We start from the raw sequence: 21185 nt of genomic DNA on the forward strand, positions 1-21185 counted from the left end.
TCCCTATGAATGCGTTGAACTGGAGATAGCAGCAAGTCAGGCATGCACACCGGGGTTCACGATCACCGCCTTCTCGAACCAGTCCACCGTCATCCGCAGCCCGTCTTCCAGCGGCACCGAGCGCACACCGGGAAACAGTTCGCGCAGCAGGCTGGAAGAAGCCTGCGATTCTCGGATGTCACCGGTTCGGGGCGGGAGGTAGGCGGCCTCGATCGGCTGGTCGAGGACCGAGCCGAGGAGGTCCTTCAGCTCCAGCAGCGAGACGCGCGTGCCGAAGGCGAGATTGACCGGTTTCGTGCTCGTCACCCGGCGCACGGTCGCGTCGCAGAGGACCTCAGTCACTGATCCCACATAGGTGAAGTCCCGCGTCTGGAGCCCGTCGCCGTAGATCGGCACCGGGCCGCCCGCCAAGGCTTTCGACACGAACGCGGGGATGACCGCCGCGTAGGCGTGATCTGCGGCCTGTAGCGGGCCGTAGACGTTGAAGAAGCGAAAGGGCAGCACAGCCAGGCTGAAACTCGAGGCGTACGCCAGAGCGTAGGCCTCGGTCGCCAGCTTGCTCACGCCGTAGGGGCTGAGGGGCCTGGTCGCAAGGTCTTCGTGCTTGAACGGCTCCGCGCAGTCCCCGTACACCGAGGACGACGAGGCCAGGATCACGTGCGGTTTCGTGGCCCGGCAGGCCTCCAGGACGTGGAGGGTGCCAGTGGCGTTGACGCCGTGCGAGGCCAGCGGGTCCGCCAGTGATCGGGGCACCGACGGACGTGCGGCGAGGTGAACGACGGTTGTGGCGTCCGAGACAAGACCGGTCAGGAGATTCAGGTCCAAAATACTGCCCCGAACGAACTCCACCCCGACGTCGTCGAGATTGGCGAGATCTCCGCTGCTCAGGTCGTCGAGCACCGTGATCCGCTCGATCTCGGGCCGCGACGCCAGCGCCCGGCACAGGTTCGCGCCGATGAAGCCGGCCCCGCCGGTTATCAGGATTTTCACTTGTTCATCTCTCCTGTCATGACCTGCCGATCCCGGCGACGTGCGCCCAGTGATCGATAGAGGGCCTCGGTGTCCGCGACCAGCCGGTCCACATCGAACGAGGCCGTTGTCCAGAGGCGCGCCGCCTCACCCATCCGGCGGGCGAGCGCGGAGTTCGAGAGCAGCCGTACGGTGTGGTCGGCGAGCTCTCCCGTGTCGATCGCGGCGACCAAGCCGGTGCGTCCGTCCTGGACGACCTCGGTGACGCTGCCCACTCGGGTGGCCACAACGGGAGTGCCTGCCATTCCCGCCTCGATGAGCGTGAGGGGGGTGCCTTCGTTGTCGGAGGTCAGCAGAACCACGTCGGCCGCGGAGTAGATCGTTTCCACGTCCTTTCGCCAGCCCAGCAGGTGGAAGGCGGGCCGGATCGGCTCGATGCTCCGTTCCACTTGCTCGCGGAGTTCGCCGCCGCCGCAGATGACGAAGTGGCAGTCAGGCACCCGCTGAAGGATCCCTTTCGCCGTGGCGATGAACCGATCGGGGCGCTTCACCTGGGTGAGCCGACCCACATACGCCACTACGGGTGCGTCCGCGGGGAGGCCCAGAATCCGGCGCGCGAATCCGCGGTCGGACACCGGCCCCAGCCGGACGCCTGGTGGGATCACCACATACTGCTCCGGACGGCCGATCCCCGCTGCGAGGAGGTCGTCTCGTACGTGAACCCCCACGGTCACCAGGCGATCCGACAGGGAGGCGAGAAGCCGCTCAGCGCGCACGTAGATCGCACGCTTGGGTCCCGAGAAGTAGCCGTCGAGAAGATGACCGTGGAAGACGTGAACTCGGGCGGCGCCGACTCCGGCCAGCGTGGCCGCCACGCGCCCAAGTGCGCCTGACTTCGCCGTCCGCGTATGGACGATGTGCGGGCGGAAGGCGCGCATGGCGGATATCAGGCCGAGGAGTGCGCGGGCGTCATCGGTTGGTCTGATCGAGCGGCCGAGACCCGGAATCCGGTGAACGCGCACGCTCGAACGCTTCAGTTCGAGGTGGTCACCCTCCTCATGGTCGACATAGCCCGTGTAGAGACGATGGACGAACTCCTCCGGGTTCAGCCGCTCGGAGAGTCCCAGCACTTGGGTGGCAGGGCCGCCTACGTTCATCCGGGCGATGATTTCCATGACGCGAATCCGGCTCTCCGGATGCATACGGGTTCCTCGATGATGGACATAGCGCACGTCAGCGAAGCTAGCCAGGAAATAGGCCCGTTCCGCCGACGCCGTGGCGGTACTGGCGAAATGTTTTACCGCTCCCTACCTGCCCATGATCAAGCTCTGCCGGCCGGCGCGGTGGTCGCCTACGCCTCGAAACCGTTCTCGAGCTCCGCGCCGCTTCCAGCGGAACATCGCAGGCGAGCTCCGCAATGCCTGCTGCCGCGTGGCGTGGTTCCGAACGCGTATCGTCTATCTGAATGAAATTATTCTCTTTCTTTTCCTTGTCGGCGGCGGTACCGCAGGCGTCCCCAAGTAAGAAAGTAAAATGACCCGGCGGCGTGGCCGGCGAAGAATAGCGCCACGCCGGCGCCAAACGAAGGAGATGGTTGTGCAGCTAGATACGGTGATACGTCCAGATTCACCACGCGTGAAGATGCCGCGACCCCTCGAGGCGCCCGACCGCCTCCGAGTAAGCGTGGTCGGCACCGGATATCTCGGAACCACCCACGCGGTGAGCATGGCACAGCTCGGACACGACGTCGTCGCCATGGACATCGAGCAGGAAAAGATCGCCATGCTGTCCGAGTGCGAACTCCCCTTTTTCGAACCCGGCCTCGCCGAACTGCTCCGCAAATGCGTGGAGGCGGGCCGTCTCCGGTTCACGACGTCGTACGACGACGTCTCCGAGGCGGACATCCATTTTGTCTGCGTAGGAACACCGCAGCTTCATGGCTCCTTCAACGCGGATCTGCGGCTGGTCGAGACGGCGTTCACCGAGTTGGCGCGGCGGGTGACCAGACCGACGGTCATCGTGGGGAAATCCACGGTACCGGCGGGAACCGCGCGGCGTATGGCCGACGCGGTCCGCCGCCAGGCCGCCGACGGCCAAGTCGAGGTGGCCTGGAATCCCGAATTCCTGCGCGAAGGGCACGCCGTCGAAGACGCGCTGCGACCCGATCGGCTGATTTTCGGGGTGAGGTCACCGCGGGCCGAACGACTGCTCCGGGCCGTCTATCGACCGATCATTGAGGGCGGCTGTCCCGTCATGGTGACCGACTACGCCACAGCCGAACTGGTGAAGGTCTCGGCCAACACCTTTCTAGCGATGAAGATATCTTTTATCAACGCCATGGCGCAGATATGCGAGGCCACCGGCGCGGCCGTGCTGCCGCTCGCCGAGGCGCTCGGCTACGACGACCGGATCGGCCGGCGTTTCCTGAGCCCCGGACTCGGCTTCGGCGGTGGCTGCCTCCCGAAAGACGTTCGTGCCCTGTACGCGTGCGCGACAGACCTCGGCCTGGACGATGTCGCCACATTCATCAGACAGATCGATGTCATCAATCTGAGTCGCAGAGACCGTACGCTGACGCTCGGCCGGGAACTCCTGGGAGGCTCGTACGCGAGAAAGCGAGTCTGCGTCCTCGGCGCCGCGTTCAAACCGAACACCGACGACGTCCGGGACTCTCCCGCGCTGGCGGTGGCGGTCGCCGCCCACCGGGAGGGCGCGCAGGTCGTCATGCACGACCCCGTCGCGATGAACAGCGCGCGGCGAATACACCCTGAGATCGAGTACGCCGACACCGTCGTCACCGCCGCACGGGAGGTTGATCTCGTCATGCTGTTGACCGACTGGACGGATTTCGAAGACATGGATCCCGCACTGCTCAGCGGCGTCGTGCGAAGCCGGAATGTGCTGGACGGGCGCAACGTGCTGACGCCGGAACGCTGGCGCTCGGCCGGCTGGACCTATCGCGCTTGACGGGTCACCGGGAGCACACCTCGTCGTAGAGTTTCTCGAACCACGCACCCGTCTGCTCGATGTCGACTAGATCGACGCCATCACGCGCCCCCTCCCGGAGACGCGCGTGGTTCGCCGGCAGCATCGCGCGCAGTATCTCCTCCGCGAGCGCCTCGGGGTCTCCGGGGCGGGTCAGGTAGCCGTTCCGCTCGTGCTCGACGAGATCGGGAACGCCCCCCACCCGGGTGGACACGACCGGCACGCCCGCAGCGAGCGCCTCCATGACCACGACGGGCAGTCCCTCGTGTGCGGAACTGAGCACCAGCAGGTCCGCGGCCGCGATCAGGCGGGCAGCGGTGGGCACGCCGCCGAGAAACCGTACGGAGTCCAGCCTCAGCCTGGCGACCTGGCGGACCACCTGGTCGTGCAGCGGCCCCGTGCCGGTCAGGACGAACATCGCCCGCGGGTCGCGCGCCACGACCGTGGCCGCCGCCTGGAGGAGGGTCTCATGGTCCTTCTGCGGGCGCAGGTTGGCCACGTGCACGATCAGGAACGCCGACTCCGGTACGTCCCATGCGCTTCTCGTCCGCGCGGCGTCCTCGGCCGCGTGGCGCTGCTCGGCGACGTCGACTCCATGAATCCTGATGCGGAGATCGCGTGCTCCGCGGCTCACGACGGCCCGCGCGACATGGGGGGAGACCGCGACGGTGCAGGCGTCGAGCCATCCCGTGGCCCGGTCGAGGAGCATCGTGGGCACGCGATAGCGCACGTTGTGCACGGTCGAGACGAGCGCGGGGCGCGGCCGGGACAGGCGAGAGGTCAGCCGGATCACCGCCGCGGGCAGCGGGGAGTGCAGGTTGAGCACGTCTGGGCGCAACCTTCTGACGACGGCCGCCAGGCCGAGAAGGCGCAACGCCGGAGGGCAGGGGGTCAGATCGACGACACGGATGCCCGCGGACCGCAACCGCTGGATGAGCTCGCCGGTGGACGCCTCCAGGCACACCACGGTGTATCGCTTGTCGGTAGACCGCATGGCGAGCAGCCGTGATACGAGGAGAACCTCCGCACCACCGACGTCCAGCGTCTTGATGATTTCGCAGACATGCAATCCGGCCTTCACCGTGACCATGATCGCCATCGGGCTTCCAGCAGGCGCGCGGCGGCGCTCCGGCGACCACAGAAATTACGAGATCTTGACGGGCCGGCATGCCGGGACACCGCCGAAGCCGGTGGCCCGGCAAACCTTCATGCGACACGCGTCCGCCACGCACCGTCGCGCGTCATCACTATCTGTACGCTTGCTCTTGTGGTTGGTAAACCACCGGCGGTCTTAGGGAGAGCTCATGGCTCTCCTCACCACACCTGACGAGCGAATCGTCGTCGATCGGCTCCTCACGAGCCCGAAGCTGATCTCGGTTACCGCCGTGGCGTACAGCCAAAAGAACAAGGGCAGCGTGTCACGAGCATGAGAATTATCCGTGTCAGTTATCGCATACCACCCGAGCCGGGCGGAAAAGAACGGCATGTCGAATGCCTCACCCGAGAACAACTCAAGCGCGGCCATGAGGTCGTGCTCGCATTCCGCCGAGGTGGGGTCGTGCCGGACGGCACGACGGTGCTGGCCACAACACCCACGCCGGTGTCACGCACGCTGGCGGTGAAGTCCGACGTCCTGGCTTTCGCGGCTGAAGTCGGCAGGGCGCTGCGGAGGTGCCGTTCCGCCGATCTTGTGCACCTGCACGGAGACCATGTGGAGTCGGCCGTCCTAGGACCGATCTGCAGGCGTCTCGACCTCCCGCTTGTGCTCACCGTGCATGCCGCCCTTTCAAAGCGGCATCAGCGCTTTGCCCGGATGGCCTTGCGAAACGTCGACGCCTGCATCGCCATAGGCGCCAACACCGGCGACGATCTGGCGCGCCTGGGTGTCGATCCACGCCGGATCTGGGTGACCTCCAGCGGCCTTGACCTCGAGGGCATCGCCAAGATCCGCGGACTCGGCGAACGCGAGCCGGGCCTGATCGTCAGTGTCGGCTCCCTTGAGCCGATGAAGAATCATGATCTTCTCATCGCCGCCTTTCACGCGGTGCGCCGCACCCGGCCGGGGCTTCGGCTGGTCATCGCCGGCGACGGCCCCCAGAGGGAGCGACTGCGGCGCCTGGCCGGCCAAGGGGCCGGCATCGAGCTTCCCGGACAGCTGCCCCGAAACGAGATCTACCGGCTTGTACGGTCCGCACAGGTCTTCGTCCTCGCGTCACGCCGCCTCGACGGCAAGGGCGAGGGAGTCCCAACGGCCGCCCTGGAGGCGCTGGCTCTTGGCACTCCGGTCATCGTCTCCACAGATGCCGCGCTTGAGCCGGTTGTCCAGGACCGCGAGGCGTACCGAACCTTCACCTCCGGATCGGTTGACGGGCTGATCGACGTTCTGGGATCCGTGCTCGACGATGACGAAGCCCGCCATCGAATGGGCGCCCTGGGACCAGGTGCGACCGCGGCACTCGATTGGCCATCCGTCGCGAGCCGGGTGGAGGAGTGGTACGGCACGGCGCTGAGCGGCATTCCGCGACACGCCTGATCTCAAATACGCACGGGATGCGGCAGCGCACCCGCATCCTGAACGGGGGAAAAGTGAACGGCCCACAGCAACTTGAGCACGTGGTGGTCACCGGGGTCGCCGGGTTCATCGGCTCGCACCTGGCGGCGGCCCTGCTGAAACAGGGGGCGAGTGTCTGCGGAATAGACCGGCGCCCGCCTTCGCAGGATCCCACGGCAGCCCAGAACCTCGCCGACCTGACCGCGCGGCCAGGATTCACGCTGGTCGAGCGAGACCTGATGGATCTGGATCTAGAGCGGTTCGCGAAGGGGGCGTCCGCCGTCTTCCACCTCGCCGGCGTGCCCGGTGTGCGGCCTTCCTGGGGCGACAGGTTCGCGGACTATCTCACGTCGAACGTCATGACGACCCAGCGCCTGCTCGAAGCCTGTGCTGCCATGGGCGTGCCCCGGCTCGTCCTCGCCTCATCATCCAGTGTGTACGGCACCGGCGCCGACCGTCCCTCGCGCGAAGAGGATCTTCCAACGCCGCTCTCTCCCTACGGAGTCACGAAATTGGCGGCCGAACGCCTCGCTCTCGCCTACGCGTTGAGACCCAGCACGCCGACGAGTGTGGTGGCGCTGCGGTACTTCACCGTCTACGGCCCCCAGCAGCGATCCGACATGGCGATCTACAGAGTGCTTGAGGCTGCGCTGACCCGCCGCCCGATGCGGTTGTACGGAGACGGGACCCAGCGCCGTGACTTTACCTACGTGGACGACGCGGTGGCGGCCACGATCGCGGCCGCCTCTGCTCCCGCGAGAGCCGAGGTGGTAAACGTCGGAGGCGGCAGAACCTACAGCATGCAACACGTGCTGGATTGTGCTGCGGAGATCACTGGATTCGACATCCCCATCATAGGTGCCAGTCGGCAATCAGGCGACGTGGAAACCACGGCGGCAGACCTGACGAAAGCAGAGAAATTGCTGCGCTATCGGCCGTCGACATCACTGATCGACGGTATGACCAGCCAGTGGAAATGGTCACTGAACCAGCCAGACGTTCTGTGGTCGCAATGAAGTGACCGCCCTTGGCTCATGCCAGGAAAGGGCAAGAAACGTGCCAGTCGAGAAGTTCTGAGCGGATCAAACCGCTTTTCATCTCTACGCTTGCCGCCATGAACCAGAGATCTCCCGTCGATGGCCTGTCACCGAGCCCCGCTCTTCCTGCGGGAATCTCCCATCCGGAAGAATTTTCGCCGGGCCGGAGCAGCGCATCCGTCCGGTCCAGAGTTTGGTGGGGATGGCTGCCCGCGGGCTTGGTGATGGCCTTCGCCGCGGCCACGCTCAGTCGTTATGGGGTATCCGGCGGCGACATGGCGGCCTTTCTCGCCTATGTTGTACTGAGCCTTACTTTTCCGGGCGTATTGGTAATCCGCGTACTCTATGCAGGATCGCGCACGCTGGCGGAGGAGATCGCGCTGGGTCTGGCGCTCGGCTACGCCATGGAGATTCCGCTCTACATCGGTGCCCGCGCCGTCGGCGTGCCCTTGCTCGTCATAGCAGGTCCACTGAGCGTGTACGTGCTTTTCCTTGCCGTCCCATCACTGCGACGACATTGGCGCAGCAGTCAGCGATTGGCCGCACCTTGGTGGTGGTCGTGGGTCCTCGCCCTGGTCATAGCTGTCCTGGTGGCATGGAGCGCGATCAAGTTCTACGGCGCCCACGCCATAACGTGGCCTGAGCTCGGGCAGGCAGACCACGACATGCCGTTCCACCTCGCCCTGATCGGCGAGCTGAGGCATCACGTGCCCCCCTCGGTCCCGATGGTTGCGGGTGAACCCCTCTTCTACCATTGGTTCGTCTACGCCCACTTCGCCGCGGCCAGTCACCTGACCGGAGTGGAGCCGCTCATCCTGCTGTTCCGCCTCGGCATGCTTCCCATGCTCGCCGCGCTCGTCGTCCTCGCGGGCCTGACCGGGCGTCGAGTCACGGGCTCGTGGTACGGCGGGTCGATCACGGCCGTGGGCACGGTCTCAGTAGGGGCGACGAGCCTGTACCTGGGCGCGAACGGACGGTTCACCTGGGGCGGCATTCCAGATATGGCATGGACCAGCCCGACCCAGACTCTCGGTGCGCTGCTGTTCGCCCCACTTGTCCTCATACTTATCCATCTGATCGGATCACGGAGATACGACCCTCGCGCATGGGGGCCGGCCCTGGTGTTGCTGATCGCGCTTACCGGCGCCAAAGCCACCTACCTGCCGCTTCTCCTGGCCGGTCTGACCGTTGCGGCAATAGCGCAGATCGTCCAGCGACGCCGGCTGTCCCCGAATCTCATCATCGCCATCGCCATGACGATGGCCTGCTTCCTGTTCGCACAGTGCGTCCTGTTCGGCTTGGTCAAGCAAGGGCTAGTCGTAGATCCTTTCTCCTTCACCCGCCTGGCCTGGGGGGAATTGACCGGTGTAAACCCCAGCGGCTCCGTACCTGGCCTGGCGGCGGTGCACTTGCTCTGCTGGGCCGTCGCCTGGGCCGGGGTCGTCGGCCTGCTCGTCCGGCCACGACAGCTCGCCCGTCCCGTGGTGGCCCTCCTGCTCGGCATCGGCATGGCCGGCGTCGGCGCGGCGCTGGCATTCGGACACCCCGGCCGAAGCCAGCTCTTCTTCCTCTGGAGCGCGTGTCCCTACCTCACAGCCCTCGCTGCCCGCGGGCTTCTCGCCCTCCTACGGCGAGCACGGGTCACCCCCACGACAACGGCTATCTGGGCCGCTTTGGGGGCTGTCACCGCGTACCTGATCTCCTTCCTCTGCGGCGTCTCCATACCGCTGGAGCCCGGACAGGACGGCGCCCTGCTGTATCGCCCTTACTGGGTGCTTCTGGCCGCCATCGTGCTCGGGGGCGTCGTCCTGGCGATCCGGCGTGGTGCGCTGACCGCCGTAACCCTCCTCGTGGTGGCCTGCACGGCGATCGGTCTGCCGGCGTACTGGCACGCACGCGTCCTGTCCGCTCTCAACGCTTTCGGCAAGGACGACGTCCGACCTGACGTCCAGCCCGTCGCGGAGCCGTCGGTCCCCCAGGGCGGGCTGACTGCCGCACGCTGGTTGCGCGCCCACTCCGATCCCGACGACCTCGTCGCCACGAACGTGCACTGCCGCTGGGGGCGAGAGAACCCCTGCGACAGCACCTTCGCATGGGCGTCAGCGCTGACAGAACGGCGCATGCTGGTCGAAGGATGGGCCTACACGGCGGCGAACCTCAACAGCTGGCGCCCCGGGCTGACGCAGGAGAGCCTTCCCTTCTGGGACAGCCGGCGGCTCAGCGACAACGACGCTGCTTTCCAGGCGCCCACGGAGAAGGCCATGCGCCTGCTTCGCGATGATTATGGGGTTCGTTGGCTTTTTGTGGAGGAATCGCCAGGGAAATACAGTTCGGCGATCGGCGATTTCGCCGAATTCCAGTTCCGTTCCGATGACTACGCTGTATACCGGCTACCTGGGGTAATGCTTACGCAATAATCGTCCGGCCATGCGACACGTCGCCGCGCCGCTCCGTTCGCCGCGTTGTTCACTGCGTTCGTGTATGCGACTGATCTGAGGACGGTGCCGTTCAACCGGACGTACATCGCGAACAATGAGCTCGACTACCTGACGGAAGCCGTACGCGGACACTCCACCTGCGGCGACGGGCCCTTCACGCGGCGGGCCACCGTGCTCGTCGAGCAGATCACCAGTGCCGGGCAGGCTCTCCTGACCACCTCCTGCACGCACGCGCTGGAGATGTCGGCGATCCTGCTGGACCTGCGGCCCGGCGACGAGGTGATCATGCCGTCGTTCACGTTCATGTCGACGGCCAACGCCTTCGCCTTGCGCGGCGCGGTGCCGGTGTTCGTCGACTGCCGGCCCGACACGCTGAACCTGGACGAGCGGCGACTGGAGGCGGCGATCACCGAGCGCACCCGGGCTGTGGTGGTGGTCCACTATGCCGGTGTCGCCTGCGCGATGGACGAGATCGGAGAGCTGGCCCGCCGATACGGCCTGGCCGTCATCGAGGACAACGCCCACGGGCTGGGCGGCCACTACCGGGGCCGGCCGCTCGGCTCGTTCGGCTGCCTGGCGACTCAGAGCTTCCACGAGACGAAGAACATCCAGTGCGGCGAAGCCGGCGCGCTGCTCGTGAACGACACGGCCATGACCGAGCGGGCGGAGATCGTCCGGGAGAAGGGGACAGACCGCAGCCGGTTCTACCGCGGCCAGGTCGACAAGTACCGGTGGATCGACATCGGGTCGAGCTACCTGCCCTCCGACGTGCTCGCCGCGCAGCTGACCGCCCAACTCGAGGCGTTCGACACGATCCAGGCGCGCCGCCACGAGGTATGGGACCGCTACCACGAGGAGCTGGCCGACTGGGCCGCGGACAACGGGGCCGGCCAGCCGACCGTCCCCGACGACCGCGCGCACCCCGCGCACCTGTACTACCTGCTGATGCCCGACCTGGACCACCGCCAGGCGTTCATCGCGCACCTCGCCGAGCGTGGCGTGCAGGCGGTGTTCCACTATCAACCGCTGCACTCCTCCCCCGCCGGCATCCGGTACGGCCGCACCGCTCCGGGCGGCTGCCCGGTGACGGAGCAGGTCGCCGATCGGCTGGTCCGGCTGCCGCTCTTCGCCGGCCTCGACGAGCCCGGCGTGACCCGGGTGATCGACGCGGTGCGTGCCTACGAGGTGAGCTGATGGCCTGGCACGACGTGATCGAGGCCCCCGCGCCGCGGGCCCAGGAGTCGCCGCAGGAGTCGGCCCGCTTCGGCTGCTCGGTGGAGCGATTCACCGTATCGGTCGCCTCCGGGACACCGCTCGCCTCGGTCCGCGAGGCGATCCTGCGCTCAACCGCGGACGTCGTCGTGCTGCGATATCCCGCCGAGCACATCGGGTGGTTCGCCGCGCTGACGGATCTGGGCAGGACCGCGGTCTTCGCCGACTCCCTGGCGTACTGGCAGCTTCTGGTCGGCAGGGGGCGCGCGCCCGCGCCTTCGCCCGAGCTGTCGGTGACCGAGGCGCCCGGCGCCGCCGCCGTCGCGGGTCTGGTGGCCGACATCTTCTCCGCGTACGGCAGCCACCACCTGGCCAACCCGCTGTTCGACCCCGCGCTGGCGCTCGCCGGTTACCAGGAATGGGCGCTGCGTTCGGCCGCCCGGGACGGATGCCTGGCGCTACGCGGCCTGGACGGCGACAACGGCTCAGGCCTGCTCGCGCTCGCCACCCTGGAGGAGGACGCCGACCGCACCGAGATCCTGCTCGCCGGAGTGATCCCCGCCCAGCAGGGGCGGGGACTCTACGCCCACCTGCTCAAGGCGGTCGAGGACCGCACGCGGGCACGCGGCGGGCGCGAGGTGGTCATCTCCACGCAGGGACACAACACGCGGGTGCAGCGGGCCTGGGCCCGATACGGGTTCGAACCGGTGCAGACGCTGATCACTACTCACCTGGTCCTGAGCCCGCTCCTGCGTGGACGGGGATGACAGGCTCCTCTGGGCGATCGGCGGCGTGGAACGGGCCGACCCGCTCTCTGACCACGTAGGTCGGCCGGCCCATGCCGCTGCCGTGAATCCGGCCGACGTACTCGCCGAGCATGCCGATGGCGAAGAGTTGCGCGGAGGAGAAGAGGGCCACCATAGAGGCGACGGTCGTGAAGCCGGCCACCGTGGTGTCCCCGACGGCGAAGCGCCACAGCACGCCGACGCCGAGCACCAACCCGATGACGCCGGCCAGGAAGCCGAGATAGCTCGCCGCCCGCAGCGGCGCCGCGCTGTAGCCGACCAGCATGTTCATCGCGTGGCGGAACAGCATGCGGACCGTGTAGTTGGAGCGCCCGTGCGCGCGCTGGTTCATCTGGACCTGGACCGAGCCGACCTTCGCCGTAGCCCAGGACAGCGCCACGTCGATCGACGCGTGCGGCCCGGACAGACCCCGGAAGCCGTCGCGCAGCCGGGTGCGGAAGGCTCGGAAGGCGCTGATCTCCTGCGCGGTCCGGATGCCGAGCGCGCCTGACAGGCCGGCCTTCACCGAACGGGAGGCCAGGTTCCGCAAGAAGCCGTGCTCCTCCTCGACGGCGACGCCGTACACCAGGTCGAGCCGATCGCCCTCCAGGGCGGCCAGCAGGCGGGGAATCTGCTCGGGCGGATGCTGCAGGTCGTCGTCCAGGGTGACGACCACGTCGTGGGCGGCCTCGCGGATGCCGGCGACGAGCGCGTTGTGCTGGCCGTAGTTGCGCGACAGGTTGACAGCGCGGACCCCCTCGATGCTGCGGGCCAGTGCGGCGGCCGTCTCCCAGGTCTCGTCTGGACTGCCGTCGACCACGAGCAGGATCTCGTGGCGGACGGAGACCTGGCTCAGCGTCGAGACGATCCTGCTCACCAGCGTGGGCAGGGTGCGCGCCGACCGGTAACACGGAATTACCACCGACACCGACATGGATCCCCCGATCGTCCAGTGCAAACCGGTTATAGTCATGCAACCCCCACCACGCGATTCAAGATGCGGAGTGCGGGCCACATGGTCGACCTGAGAAGCCGGACCAAGCGCGGCAAAAAACCGTCATTCGGATGGCTGGCCCTGATCCCGGCTCTTGTTGGCCACCGCATCACATATCTGCTGGCCGGCGCCATGACAGCGGTTGTCTATTACATTCTCCTGGGGCTAGCATTGATGGTCGCGGAGAATGCGGCGCCCTATCTTGTGCTGGTCGTGGTCAGCCACTTCGTCACCGTGGTCATCGTCTACCCGGGCTATCGGCTGCTGGTGTTCCGCATTTCCGGTGATTCCTGGATATCTGGCTACTTCCGGTTCTACCTGGTAGGGCTGGGCTTTCTCGGGACGTCGCTGGGTGGTCTCCCCATCCTGGTGGAGGTGGCCGGGATGCCGCTGATGCTCGCACAAGGCCTGATCATCCTGGCGAGCCCGCCGTTGAGCTATCTCATCCACCGCAAGTGGACGTTCCGTGCTGCGTGAACGTCTAGCAGCGGCAACGTACTGGGCGCCATTGAACAAGAGCGCGCGGCAGAAGCGCTCCCCCAGGTAGCACGGTGCCTAAGCTCCTGCTCGCAGGCGGCCGCTACGGCCACGTCCTCTTCGCGGAAGGACCAGGACCGATGAAGGCACTCGTGCTGGCGGGCGGCAAGGGGACGAGGTTGCGCCCGCTCACCCACACTTCAGCCAAGCAGCTCGTCCCCGTGGCCAACAAACCGGTGCTCTATTACGGACTCGAGGCCCTGCGCGACGCCGGCATCACCAGCGTCGGCATCATCGTCGGTGACACCGGCCAGGAGATGCGTGACGCCATCGGCGACGGCTCCCGGTTCGGCCTCGAAGTCACCTACATCCCTCAGGAGGCTCCGCTGGGCCTGGCCCACTGCGTCCTCATCGCCAGGGAGTTCCTGGCCGAGGAGCCGTTCGTCATGTACCTGGGTGACAACTTCCTGGTGGGCGGCATCAACGACCTGGTCGGCGCCTTCCGCCAGGCCGACCACGACGCGCAGATCCTGCTGACGAAGGTCGCCGAGCCGCAGTTCTACGGGGTCGCCGAGCTCGGACCCGCCGGGGAGATCGTCGGGCTGGAGGAGAAGCCGGATCACCCGCGCAGCGACCTCGCGATCGTGGGGGTCTACATCTTCTCCCCCGCCATCCACGACGCCGTACGAGCCATCACGCCGTCCGCGCGGGGCGAGCTTGAGATCACCGACGCCATCACCTGGCTCATCGGCAACGGCTTCCGCGTCCACTCCCACCTGGTCAGCGGCTACTGGAAGGACACCGGCCGGCTGCAGGACATTCTGGAGTGCAACCGCATCGTCCTCGAACAGGTGGAGCCGGAGATCAACGGCTTCGTCGACGGTCTGAGCGAGATCACCGGAAGGGTCGCCATCGAGCGAGGCGCGGTAGTGGAGAACTCGGTGCTTCGCGGGCCGATCGTGGTCGGAGCCAATACCAAGATCACCTCTGCCTACGTGGGCCCCTTCACCTCAATCGGGTCCGACTGCGTGGTGGCGAATGCGGAGGTCGAGTACTCGATCGTGCTCGACGGCTCCTCCGTGGTCGGGGTCTCACGCATCGCCCGCTCCCTGATCGGGCGCAACGTGGAAGTGACCAGCGCGATCGGCACGCCCAACACCCACGAGCTCATGGTGGGCGACCACAGCAAGATCAAGATGCGCGCATGAACATCCTCGTCACCGGCGGCGCCGGTTTCATCGGATCCCATTACGTACGGTCGTTGCTGCTCGGGTCGTATCCCGGCTACGAGGACGTCAGCGTCACCGTTCTGGACGAGCTCACCTACGCCGGAAACCTCGAGAACCTGGCTCCCGTGGCAGGGCATCCCCGCTACAGATTCCTGCGGGGCGACATCACTGACACGCGGTTGCTCGCAGAGATCGTCCCCTGGTGCGACATCTTGCTGAACTTCGCGGCCGAAACGCACGTTGACCGGTCCATCACGGGCGCCGGAGCATTCGTGACGACCAACGTGCTGGGCACCCAGCGGCTACTCCAGGCGGCGCTCGACGCGGGCGTCCAGACGATGGTCCACATCTCCACTGACGAGGTGTACGGGTCGATCTCCGAGGGGTCCTGGACCGAGGAGGAACCCCTGCTGCCCAACTCGCCATACTCGGCGGCCAAGGCGGGAGGCGATCTGCTGTGCCGGGCCTACCATCGGACACACGGCCTGGATGTACGCGTGACCCGTTGCTCCAACAACTACGGTCCCTACCAGCACCCGGAGAAGCTGATCCCCCTCTTCGTCACCAACCTCCTCGACCGCGAGCCCGTCCCGCTCTACGGCGACGGACGCAACGTGCGGGACTGGCTGCATGTCGACGACCACTGCCGCGGCATCCAGTTGGTGCTGGAGAAGGGGTCACCAGGCGAGGTCTACAACATCGGCGGCGGCACGGAGCTGACCAACAGGGAGCTGACCGAGTTGCTGGTCGCGGCCTTCGGCCTGGGCTGGGACATGGTGCGACACGTGCCGGACCGCCTGGGGCACGACCTGCGCTACTCCGTTGACTGCGGCAAGCTCCGAGCACTCGGCTACGAGCCGGGCCGGAGCTTCGAGGATGGCCTGACCGAGGTGATCCGCTGGTACACCGACAACCAGAGCTGGTGGCGACCGCTGAAGAACAAGCCGGCCTGACCCACTCCCCCTCGCCTGAGGCACCCGGAGAGAGGCCGGAGGGAAGGCACGCCTTCCCTCCGGCCTCTCTCCGTCCCCCAAGCCCCCCAACTCCACGACCAGGACGGTTCCCCGGAAAGGGGAGTAAAGCCGTAACCGTGATCACCGTCATCAGCGCGCCCGTGGGGATCCAGGGCATGCGCGGCCTCGGCTCCCGTCCAGCGGTCCGGCCGCCCTGAGCGCGAGCGCCGGGCTCCAGACCGTGCGGTCTCGCCGCGAGATCGCGCTTGTGGGCGCCGGTCGGCGCCCACAAGCTCCTGTCATGAGCCGGCTACCAAACGGCTCTGCCCCATCAGCTAGCTCGATTCCGCGAACGCCACGTCGACCCAGTAGTTGGTGGACAGGTACGTCCCCGTGGGGAACGTGTTCGTGGCGCCGTAGGCATACACCCCGTTCCCGCCCGAACCGGCGCTCGCCAACGCGGTCAAAGGACCGTTACTGTACGCATTAGTGAAATACGGCCGCGACGTCGAATAACGGCCCGACGACGTAAAATAAGACGCGATATACGTAGTATTCGCAGTCACTGCCACCGGGGTGGCGAAATTCACCTGCTGCCAGCCCGAAGCCGACTCCCCGGAGAAGGTCGCGCTCGCCAGCAACGCCCCGCCAGTGCTCCACAGACTACCTATATGAGTCCCTGTGTTCAGCGTGCTCTTGTAGAACCGGATACCACCGATGACGCCGCTGGTCGACGCCGTGAACTTCACCCCGAGGGTGACCGGCGAGGTATCGGGATCCGCCTGAACGGCCGGAACCGCCGAACTGTTCCACAGACTAAATGTTGGTGAGAACACCACGTCGACCCAGTAGTTGGAGGCCTGGTACGTCCCCGTGGGGAACTTGTTCGTGGCGCCGTAGGCATACACCCCGTTCCCGCCCGAATCAGCGCTCGCCAACGCGGTCAAAGGACCGCTACTGTACGCACTGGCGAAATACGGCCGCGACACCGAATAATAACCCGACGAAGTAAAATAAGACGCGATATACGTAGTATTCGCAGTCACCCCCACCGGGGTGGCGAAATTCACCTGCTGCCAGCCCGAAGCCGACTCCCCGGAGAAGGTCGCGCTCGCCAGCAACGCCCCGCCAGTGCTCCACAGACTACCTATATGAGTCCCCGTATTCAGCGAACCCTTGTAGAACCGGATACCACTGATAACGCCGCTGGTCGACGCCGTGAACTTCACCCCGAGAGTGACCGGATCGGTATCGGGAAGCGACTGAACAGCCGGAACCGCCGTGTCGTCCCACAGGCTACTCGATGACGCGTAAACCACGTCGACCCAGTAGTTGGTGTCGTCGAAGGTCTGATTCGGGAAAGTTCCTGACGAGGCATAGGCGTACACGCCGTTCCCACCCGAGCCGGCGCTCGCCGGCGCGCTCAAGGGACCGTTACTGTACGCATCAGTGAAATACGGCCGCGACACCGAATAATAGCCTGATGTCGTATGATAAGACGCGATATACGTAGTATTCGCAGTCACCCCCACCGGGGTGGAGAGATTCACCTGCTGCCATCCACTTGCTGTTTCATTGGTGAAGGTTGCCTCCGCTAGGAGCGTCCCTGTGGAACTCCATAGATGGCCGACGTGCGTCCCCGTGTTCAGCGAACCCTTGTAGAACCTGATTCCGCTGATGAGGCCAGAGTCCGAGGCTTTGAACTTCACCCCTACTTCTACGGCATGAGAATCGTTGTGCGACGCCTCATCCGGGACAGTCGTCGACGACCAGAGGGTGCAGCATATCCCGCCCACGGTCACATTCACCGTGGTCGGATTCGGCTGGATGTTGCCGATGTCATCGACTGCGCGAACCCTGATCGTCACGGCCCCATCGCCGGTGGGCGTCCATTCGTACTGCCAGGCGCTTCGGCCGGTCGCCTGGAACCATCTCGTGCCGTCGAACGAGACTTCCACGCCCCCGATGACGCCGCCCCCGGTATCGCTCGCCGTTCCCTGAATAGTGACCGCCCTTCCTGCGACCACACCAGCGCCGCTCGACGGATTGGTGATCGTTGACGTCGGCGGAGATGTGTCCGTCGACGGGGTCGCCGGAACCAGGCCGGGCTGGAGACTGGCCGGCTGGGCGCCCATGTCCGCGAAGAGGTTGACCGTCGCCTGCTGCATACGGATGTCCGTGGGAGCTCCGGGCCGTTCGTGCACGGCGTCGAGCCCCCACGCCCACTGGGTGGTTCCCGCGCCGAAGACGAGTGCTCCACTGGAATGCCGGTAAAGCACTAGCCTATGTGTGGGAACCCCAGCGCCGTACTGGCTCCCGTAGTCGAGCAGGTATCTGTCGTTTGTGGGCACGGTCGTTCTCGAGAACTTGACCAGCCCAGGCGGCGCGACGGCGTTGTCGGGGGCCTCGTCCCACTCGTACCCCAGCGTGCCCGCGGGAAAGGTCGCCGTCTGGCCGGGAGAAAGATTGGCGATCGACGTGTTGCGCCACAATCGCATGTCGGCGAACTCCGCGGGGACCTGTATCGAATCGTTGGCGAGCCCGTTGACCATGAACAGCGTGCCTGTCAGTGCGTTCTCTGGTCGCCCGCCGTCCGCCGGCGGGGAGTAACGCGGATCTCGCCACGTCCCCGTCCATGTCGAAGTCGGATCGAGCCTCGTGTTGTTCGCGAGTGTCTCCTTGTAGCAGACGATCGTCCTGAACGAGCTGCTCGGCTCCGCGATGCTGTTCTCCCATCTGGTCTTCCAGAAAATCTCGTTTCCAGAGAAGAAGGTGAGGTTCACGCCGTTGTCGCGAGCGTTCTGCACGTTGTTCCGCATCTCGTTCGACCAGTATTCGTCATGGCCAGAGGAGACGAACACCTTGTGCTCGAGAATTTCCGCTCCCCGCATGGCGGTGTCCACACTGGAGGTGTAACTCACGTCGAACGCGTTCGCCTCGGCCCACCTGACCAGCGGGTATTCGGAATCGAAGAACCAGCTCATCGGACTAGAGTTCCAGGTCAAGAACGGACGGTTGTAGCTGACCTTGAACCCCCGGCCTATCGGAGCACCTGTATAAAGACTGTTGCCGCCATAGGCGTTGTACGCCTGCCACGTGGCGTCAGACGTCTGCACCAGGAAATCCGAGTGCCGGGTATCGTCCCTGACCACGAAGACCATGTGGCTGGCTTGGTCCGCCACGTCCTCTCGCACCAGCTTCGCGATATAGACGCCGGAAACCGCGCTCGCCGGCACGTCCCATGAGGCCGACACCGCCCAGTTGCCACAGTCGATCAGGCCGGTCGCGCCATCGGTCAGGCACGCCGGCTGCGTCTGCGGAAGCGCGGCGGACGGTTGAACCGTCGCGATCAGGCGTGCTCCCATGCCGCCGTAGTAGCCCATGCGATAGATGTCCAGGCGATAGTCGGTCGACGGGGTCAGCACCTTGAATTGCGCTGTCTCCCCATGGTTGAGACTCATTTGAGTGACATATCCCTGGATGCTGGGCGAACCCGATCCGACGATGTCCCACTCGCTGCGCGGGTTGCCGGGAAGGCTGTTCTCGATGCAAATAACAGACGTGGGCGGGCACGCGGCTCTGCGGAGGCGGGCGCCGCTCTTGGCAGTTCGGCGCTCTCTCGGAGGCGGTGCGGGAAAGGCGGCGCGCGTGTCAGCCGGCACGGCGACGGGTATGTTCCTCGATGACCCCGCCGGTGATGTCGTCGAAACGCCCGCAGCGGCAGGGGCGTGCTCGCCGGGCTCGAAAGTGGACGCGTGCGTGGGACCGGAGACGGCCCCGAGCAGACAGAGCAGGATGGCCAGACTGTTCCCGCAGACGATCCAGAGCCTCAGGCGCCGCCACCGGGGCTCTCGTCCGCACGCACCATCTCGCATCTTCAGTCTGCTCACTTCATTCAATCCCTTAAACGGCTGCTGCATGAGGCATCGGAAGCCCTCCCCGTACGAGCGCCGGAAGAAGTGCCGGACACACGCGACCGAGGATGTTCTTGCCAGGGCTGGATATGACTGCTCGGCGGACAGAGCCGCCGTGGTTCGTCGGTGCTGGAATCACCTGCCGGCGACAGAACGGCTCGCAGACGCGTCATCGCCTCGTCAGCGGAGTTGCAGATCGGTCCCTACGACATGGCGAATGAGTCCGCGGGAACGCTCGATCTCCCTCAATGATCGTCAGGTCGACGCACCGGCCCTTCCCCAGACGTCGACTGTCGCCAAAGATCCGCGGCTCGAATGCCGCGGAGCTGACCGCCCGGGCCCCGTGCTTTGCCGGACATGTGACGGAAGCCGGTGGGCCCATCGCGACAACGCGAAAGGAAGCGACACCGAACGCTGTACGGCGTGCGACTTCAACCATGCGTGCAGCCTGACAACGCCGACGCCGTGACCGGGTGCAGACGCCCGGTCACGGCGATGTCCTTGCCAATGATTTGTAGCGTATTAGGATTTCGCCGGAACGGCGGCCCTAACCGGACGGCTCGGCTAATCCACGCTGAACACTACATCTACCCAGTAGTTGGTGGCCTGGTAGGTACTCGTCGGGAAGGTGCTGCCGGCGCCGTATGCATAGACTCCGTTGCCACCTTCGGCACCGTCCGCCAACGCGGTGAGCGGACTGTTCACGTATTGAGAGGTGAAATACGGACGAGTTAGCGAATAACGCCCAGACGTAGTGTGATAAGAAACGACATACGTCGTATTGGCGGTAACGGCGACCGGTGTCGCGAAGTTCACCTGCTGCCAGCCCGATGCCGTCTCACCAGAGAACGTCGCATTCGCCAGCAACTGACCGGATGACGTCCACAGCGCCCCCGTATGCGTACCCGTATTCAACGAACCCTTATAGAACCGGACACCCGTCGCGGTCCCGTTCACCGTCGCTTTGAACTTGACGCCTACCGTGACCGCAGAGCTGTCGGAGTGAGAAACGACGTCCGGGACATCGGTACTGCTCCACAGAGTCTTTGTCGGTACGAACACGGGCTCTACCCAGTAGTTGGTGGCCTGGTAGGTACTCGTCGGGAAGGTGCTGCCGGCGCCGTATGCATAGACTCCGTTGCCACCTTCGGCACCGTCCGCCAACGCGGTGAGCGGACTGTTCACGTATTGAGAGGTGAAATACGGACGAGTTATCGAATAACGCCCAGACGTAGTGTGATAAGAAACGACATACGTCGTATTGGCGGTAACGGCGACCGGTGCCGCGAAGTTCACCTGCTGCCAGCCCGATGCCGTCTCACCAGAGAACGTCGCATTCGCCAGCAACTGACCGGATGACGTCCACAGCGCCCCCGTATGCGTACCCGTATTCAACGAACCCTTATAGAACCGGACACCCGTCACGGTCCCACTCACCGACGCCTTGAACTTGACCCCCACCGTGACCGCAGAGCTGTCGTTGTAAGAAACGACGTCCGGGACATCGGTACTGCCCCACAAGCTGCTGGCAACGACTTGATTGATCGGCGGTGAGGTGCTTGGGGCGAAGTGGATCGGGTTTTCGTTGTCGAAGGTGGTTCCGCCGAGGTAGACGGCGGTGATGCGGTGTTGTCCTGTGGC

Annotated in this window: 16 protein-coding genes; 10 read left to right on the plus strand and 6 right to left on the minus strand. The window is 65.6% G+C overall.

Annotated elements, in window-relative coordinates:
- Positions 1-36 precede the first annotated feature (36 nt).
- Both AB0B61_RS07635 and AB0B61_RS07640 read right to left on the minus strand, forming a co-directional pair.
- Positions 37-990, minus strand: a complete 954-nt coding sequence (locus tag AB0B61_RS07635) for an NAD-dependent epimerase/dehydratase family protein (RefSeq protein WP_358429274.1) — start codon at positions 988-990, stop codon at positions 37-39.
- Positions 987-2144: a glycosyltransferase gene (locus AB0B61_RS07640; RefSeq protein WP_358429276.1), complete on the minus strand. Its 1158-nt coding sequence runs from the start codon at positions 2142-2144 to the stop codon at positions 987-989. Before AB0B61_RS07640 ends, AB0B61_RS07635 begins: the two co-directional genes overlap by 4 nt.
- Before the next feature lie 466 nt (positions 2145-2610).
- Here AB0B61_RS07640 and AB0B61_RS07645 point away from each other — a divergent pair, with 466 nt between their 5' ends.
- The gene (locus tag AB0B61_RS07645) at positions 2611-3936 is read left to right on the plus strand and encodes a UDP-glucose/GDP-mannose dehydrogenase family protein (protein ID WP_358429355.1); all 1326 of its coding nucleotides are present in this window, start codon (positions 2611-2613) and stop codon (positions 3934-3936) included.
- Positions 3937-3940: 4 nt separating this feature from the next.
- On the opposite strand, the gene AB0B61_RS07650 is transcribed toward AB0B61_RS07645, so the two are convergent.
- Positions 3941-5053, minus strand: a complete 1113-nt coding sequence (locus tag AB0B61_RS07650) for a glycosyltransferase (protein ID WP_358429278.1) — start codon at positions 5051-5053, stop codon at positions 3941-3943.
- Between the two features lie 205 nt (positions 5054-5258).
- On the opposite strand from AB0B61_RS07650, the gene AB0B61_RS07655 reads away from it, so the two are divergent.
- From AB0B61_RS07655 to AB0B61_RS07680, 6 genes are all read left to right on the plus strand, one after another.
- Entirely contained in the window at positions 5259-5384 is a 126-nt protein-coding gene (locus AB0B61_RS07655) for a hypothetical protein (protein ID WP_358429280.1), read from the plus strand.
- A complete protein-coding gene (locus tag AB0B61_RS07660) occupies positions 5381-6487 on the plus strand; it encodes a glycosyltransferase family 4 protein (RefSeq protein WP_358429282.1) in 1107 nt (368 codons plus the stop codon). The genes AB0B61_RS07655 and AB0B61_RS07660 overlap by 4 nt, the downstream gene beginning before the upstream one ends.
- A 17-nt stretch (positions 6488-6504) precedes the next feature.
- Positions 6505-7521 (plus strand): NAD-dependent epimerase/dehydratase family protein, encoded by a 1017-nt coding sequence (locus tag AB0B61_RS07665; protein ID WP_358429284.1) that lies wholly within the window; start codon positions 6505-6507, stop codon positions 7519-7521.
- 98 nt (positions 7522-7619) lie between these two features.
- Positions 7620-9959, plus strand: coding sequence for a hypothetical protein (locus tag AB0B61_RS07670; RefSeq protein ID WP_358429286.1), 2340 nt, complete (start codon positions 7620-7622; stop codon positions 9957-9959).
- A gap of 60 nt (positions 9960-10019) precedes the next feature.
- Positions 10020-11174 carry a dTDP-4-amino-4,6-dideoxygalactose transaminase gene (rffA, locus tag AB0B61_RS07675; RefSeq protein ID WP_358429288.1) on the plus strand — a complete coding sequence of 385 codons (1155 nt, stop codon included), beginning with the start codon at positions 10020-10022 and terminating at the stop codon, positions 11172-11174.
- Positions 11174-11959 carry a GNAT family N-acetyltransferase gene (locus AB0B61_RS07680; protein ID WP_358429290.1) on the plus strand — a complete coding sequence of 262 codons (786 nt, stop codon included), beginning with the start codon at positions 11174-11176 and terminating at the stop codon, positions 11957-11959. The genes rffA and AB0B61_RS07680 overlap by 1 nt, the downstream gene beginning before the upstream one ends.
- Here the strand turns inward: AB0B61_RS07680 and AB0B61_RS07685 are convergent.
- Complete coding sequence (locus tag AB0B61_RS07685; RefSeq protein WP_358429357.1) at positions 11916-12911, minus strand: glycosyltransferase family 2 protein; 996 nt, start codon at positions 12909-12911, stop codon at positions 11916-11918. The two genes, AB0B61_RS07680 and AB0B61_RS07685, sit on opposite strands and share 44 nt — an antisense overlap.
- 81 nt (positions 12912-12992) lie before the next feature.
- Between AB0B61_RS07685 and AB0B61_RS07690 the strand changes: the two genes are divergently transcribed.
- The 3 genes from AB0B61_RS07690 to rfbB all read left to right on the plus strand — a co-directional run bounded on the left by AB0B61_RS07690 (position 12993) and on the right by rfbB (position 15630).
- The gene (locus AB0B61_RS07690) at positions 12993-13448 is read left to right on the plus strand and encodes a GtrA family protein (RefSeq protein WP_358429292.1); all 456 of its coding nucleotides are present in this window, start codon (positions 12993-12995) and stop codon (positions 13446-13448) included.
- 140 nt (positions 13449-13588) lie between these two features.
- Positions 13589-14656: a glucose-1-phosphate thymidylyltransferase gene (locus AB0B61_RS07695; protein WP_358429294.1), complete on the plus strand. Its 1068-nt coding sequence runs from the start codon at positions 13589-13591 to the stop codon at positions 14654-14656.
- Positions 14653-15630, plus strand: a complete 978-nt coding sequence (rfbB, locus tag AB0B61_RS07700; RefSeq protein WP_358429296.1) for a dTDP-glucose 4,6-dehydratase — start codon at positions 14653-14655, stop codon at positions 15628-15630. The genes AB0B61_RS07695 and rfbB overlap by 4 nt, the downstream gene beginning before the upstream one ends.
- Before the next feature lie 335 nt (positions 15631-15965).
- Here the strand turns inward: rfbB and AB0B61_RS07705 are convergent, their stop codons facing one another.
- Both AB0B61_RS07705 and AB0B61_RS07710 read right to left on the minus strand, forming a co-directional pair.
- Positions 15966-19091, minus strand: coding sequence for a DUF4082 domain-containing protein (locus tag AB0B61_RS07705; protein WP_358429298.1), 3126 nt, complete (start codon positions 19089-19091; stop codon positions 15966-15968).
- Between the two features lie 1017 nt (positions 19092-20108).
- On the minus strand, positions 20109-21185 hold a 1077-nt coding region (locus tag AB0B61_RS07710; RefSeq protein ID WP_358429300.1), incomplete at its 5' end, for a DUF4082 domain-containing protein.

Origin of the sequence: Nonomuraea sp. NPDC049158 (assembly GCF_040648335.1) — a bacterium.
GTDB lineage: Bacteria > Actinomycetota > Actinomycetes > Streptosporangiales > Streptosporangiaceae > Nonomuraea.

Coding starts and splice junctions, on each gene's coding strand:
- AB0B61_RS07680 (WP_358429290.1), top strand. CDS start 11,174: ATGGCCTGGCACGACGTGATCGAGGCCCCCGCGCCGCGGGCCCAGGAG.
- AB0B61_RS07655 (WP_358429280.1), top strand. CDS start 5,259: ATGGCTCTCCTCACCACACCTGACGAGCGAATCGTCGTCGATCGGCTC.
- AB0B61_RS07695 (WP_358429294.1), top strand. CDS start 13,589: ATGAAGGCACTCGTGCTGGCGGGCGGCAAGGGGACGAGGTTGCGCCCG.
- rfbB (WP_358429296.1), top strand. CDS start 14,653: ATGAACATCCTCGTCACCGGCGGCGCCGGTTTCATCGGATCCCATTAC.
- AB0B61_RS07640 (WP_358429276.1), bottom strand. CDS start 2,144: ATGGAAATCATCGCCCGGATGAACGTAGGCGGCCCTGCCACCCAAGTG.
- AB0B61_RS07650 (WP_358429278.1), bottom strand. CDS start 5,053: ATGGCGATCATGGTCACGGTGAAGGCCGGATTGCATGTCTGCGAAATC.
- AB0B61_RS07660 (WP_358429282.1), top strand. CDS start 5,381: ATGAGAATTATCCGTGTCAGTTATCGCATACCACCCGAGCCGGGCGGA.
- AB0B61_RS07645 (WP_358429355.1), top strand. CDS start 2,611: ATGCCGCGACCCCTCGAGGCGCCCGACCGCCTCCGAGTAAGCGTGGTC.
- AB0B61_RS07705 (WP_358429298.1), bottom strand. CDS start 19,091: ATGAGTCTCAACCATGGGGAGACAGCGCAATTCAAGGTGCTGACCCCG.
- AB0B61_RS07665 (WP_358429284.1), top strand. CDS start 6,505: ATGCGGCAGCGCACCCGCATCCTGAACGGGGGAAAAGTGAACGGCCCA.
- AB0B61_RS07690 (WP_358429292.1), top strand. CDS start 12,993: ATGGTCGACCTGAGAAGCCGGACCAAGCGCGGCAAAAAACCGTCATTC.
- AB0B61_RS07685 (WP_358429357.1), bottom strand. CDS start 12,911: ATGTCGGTGTCGGTGGTAATTCCGTGTTACCGGTCGGCGCGCACCCTG.
- AB0B61_RS07670 (WP_358429286.1), top strand. CDS start 7,620: ATGAACCAGAGATCTCCCGTCGATGGCCTGTCACCGAGCCCCGCTCTT.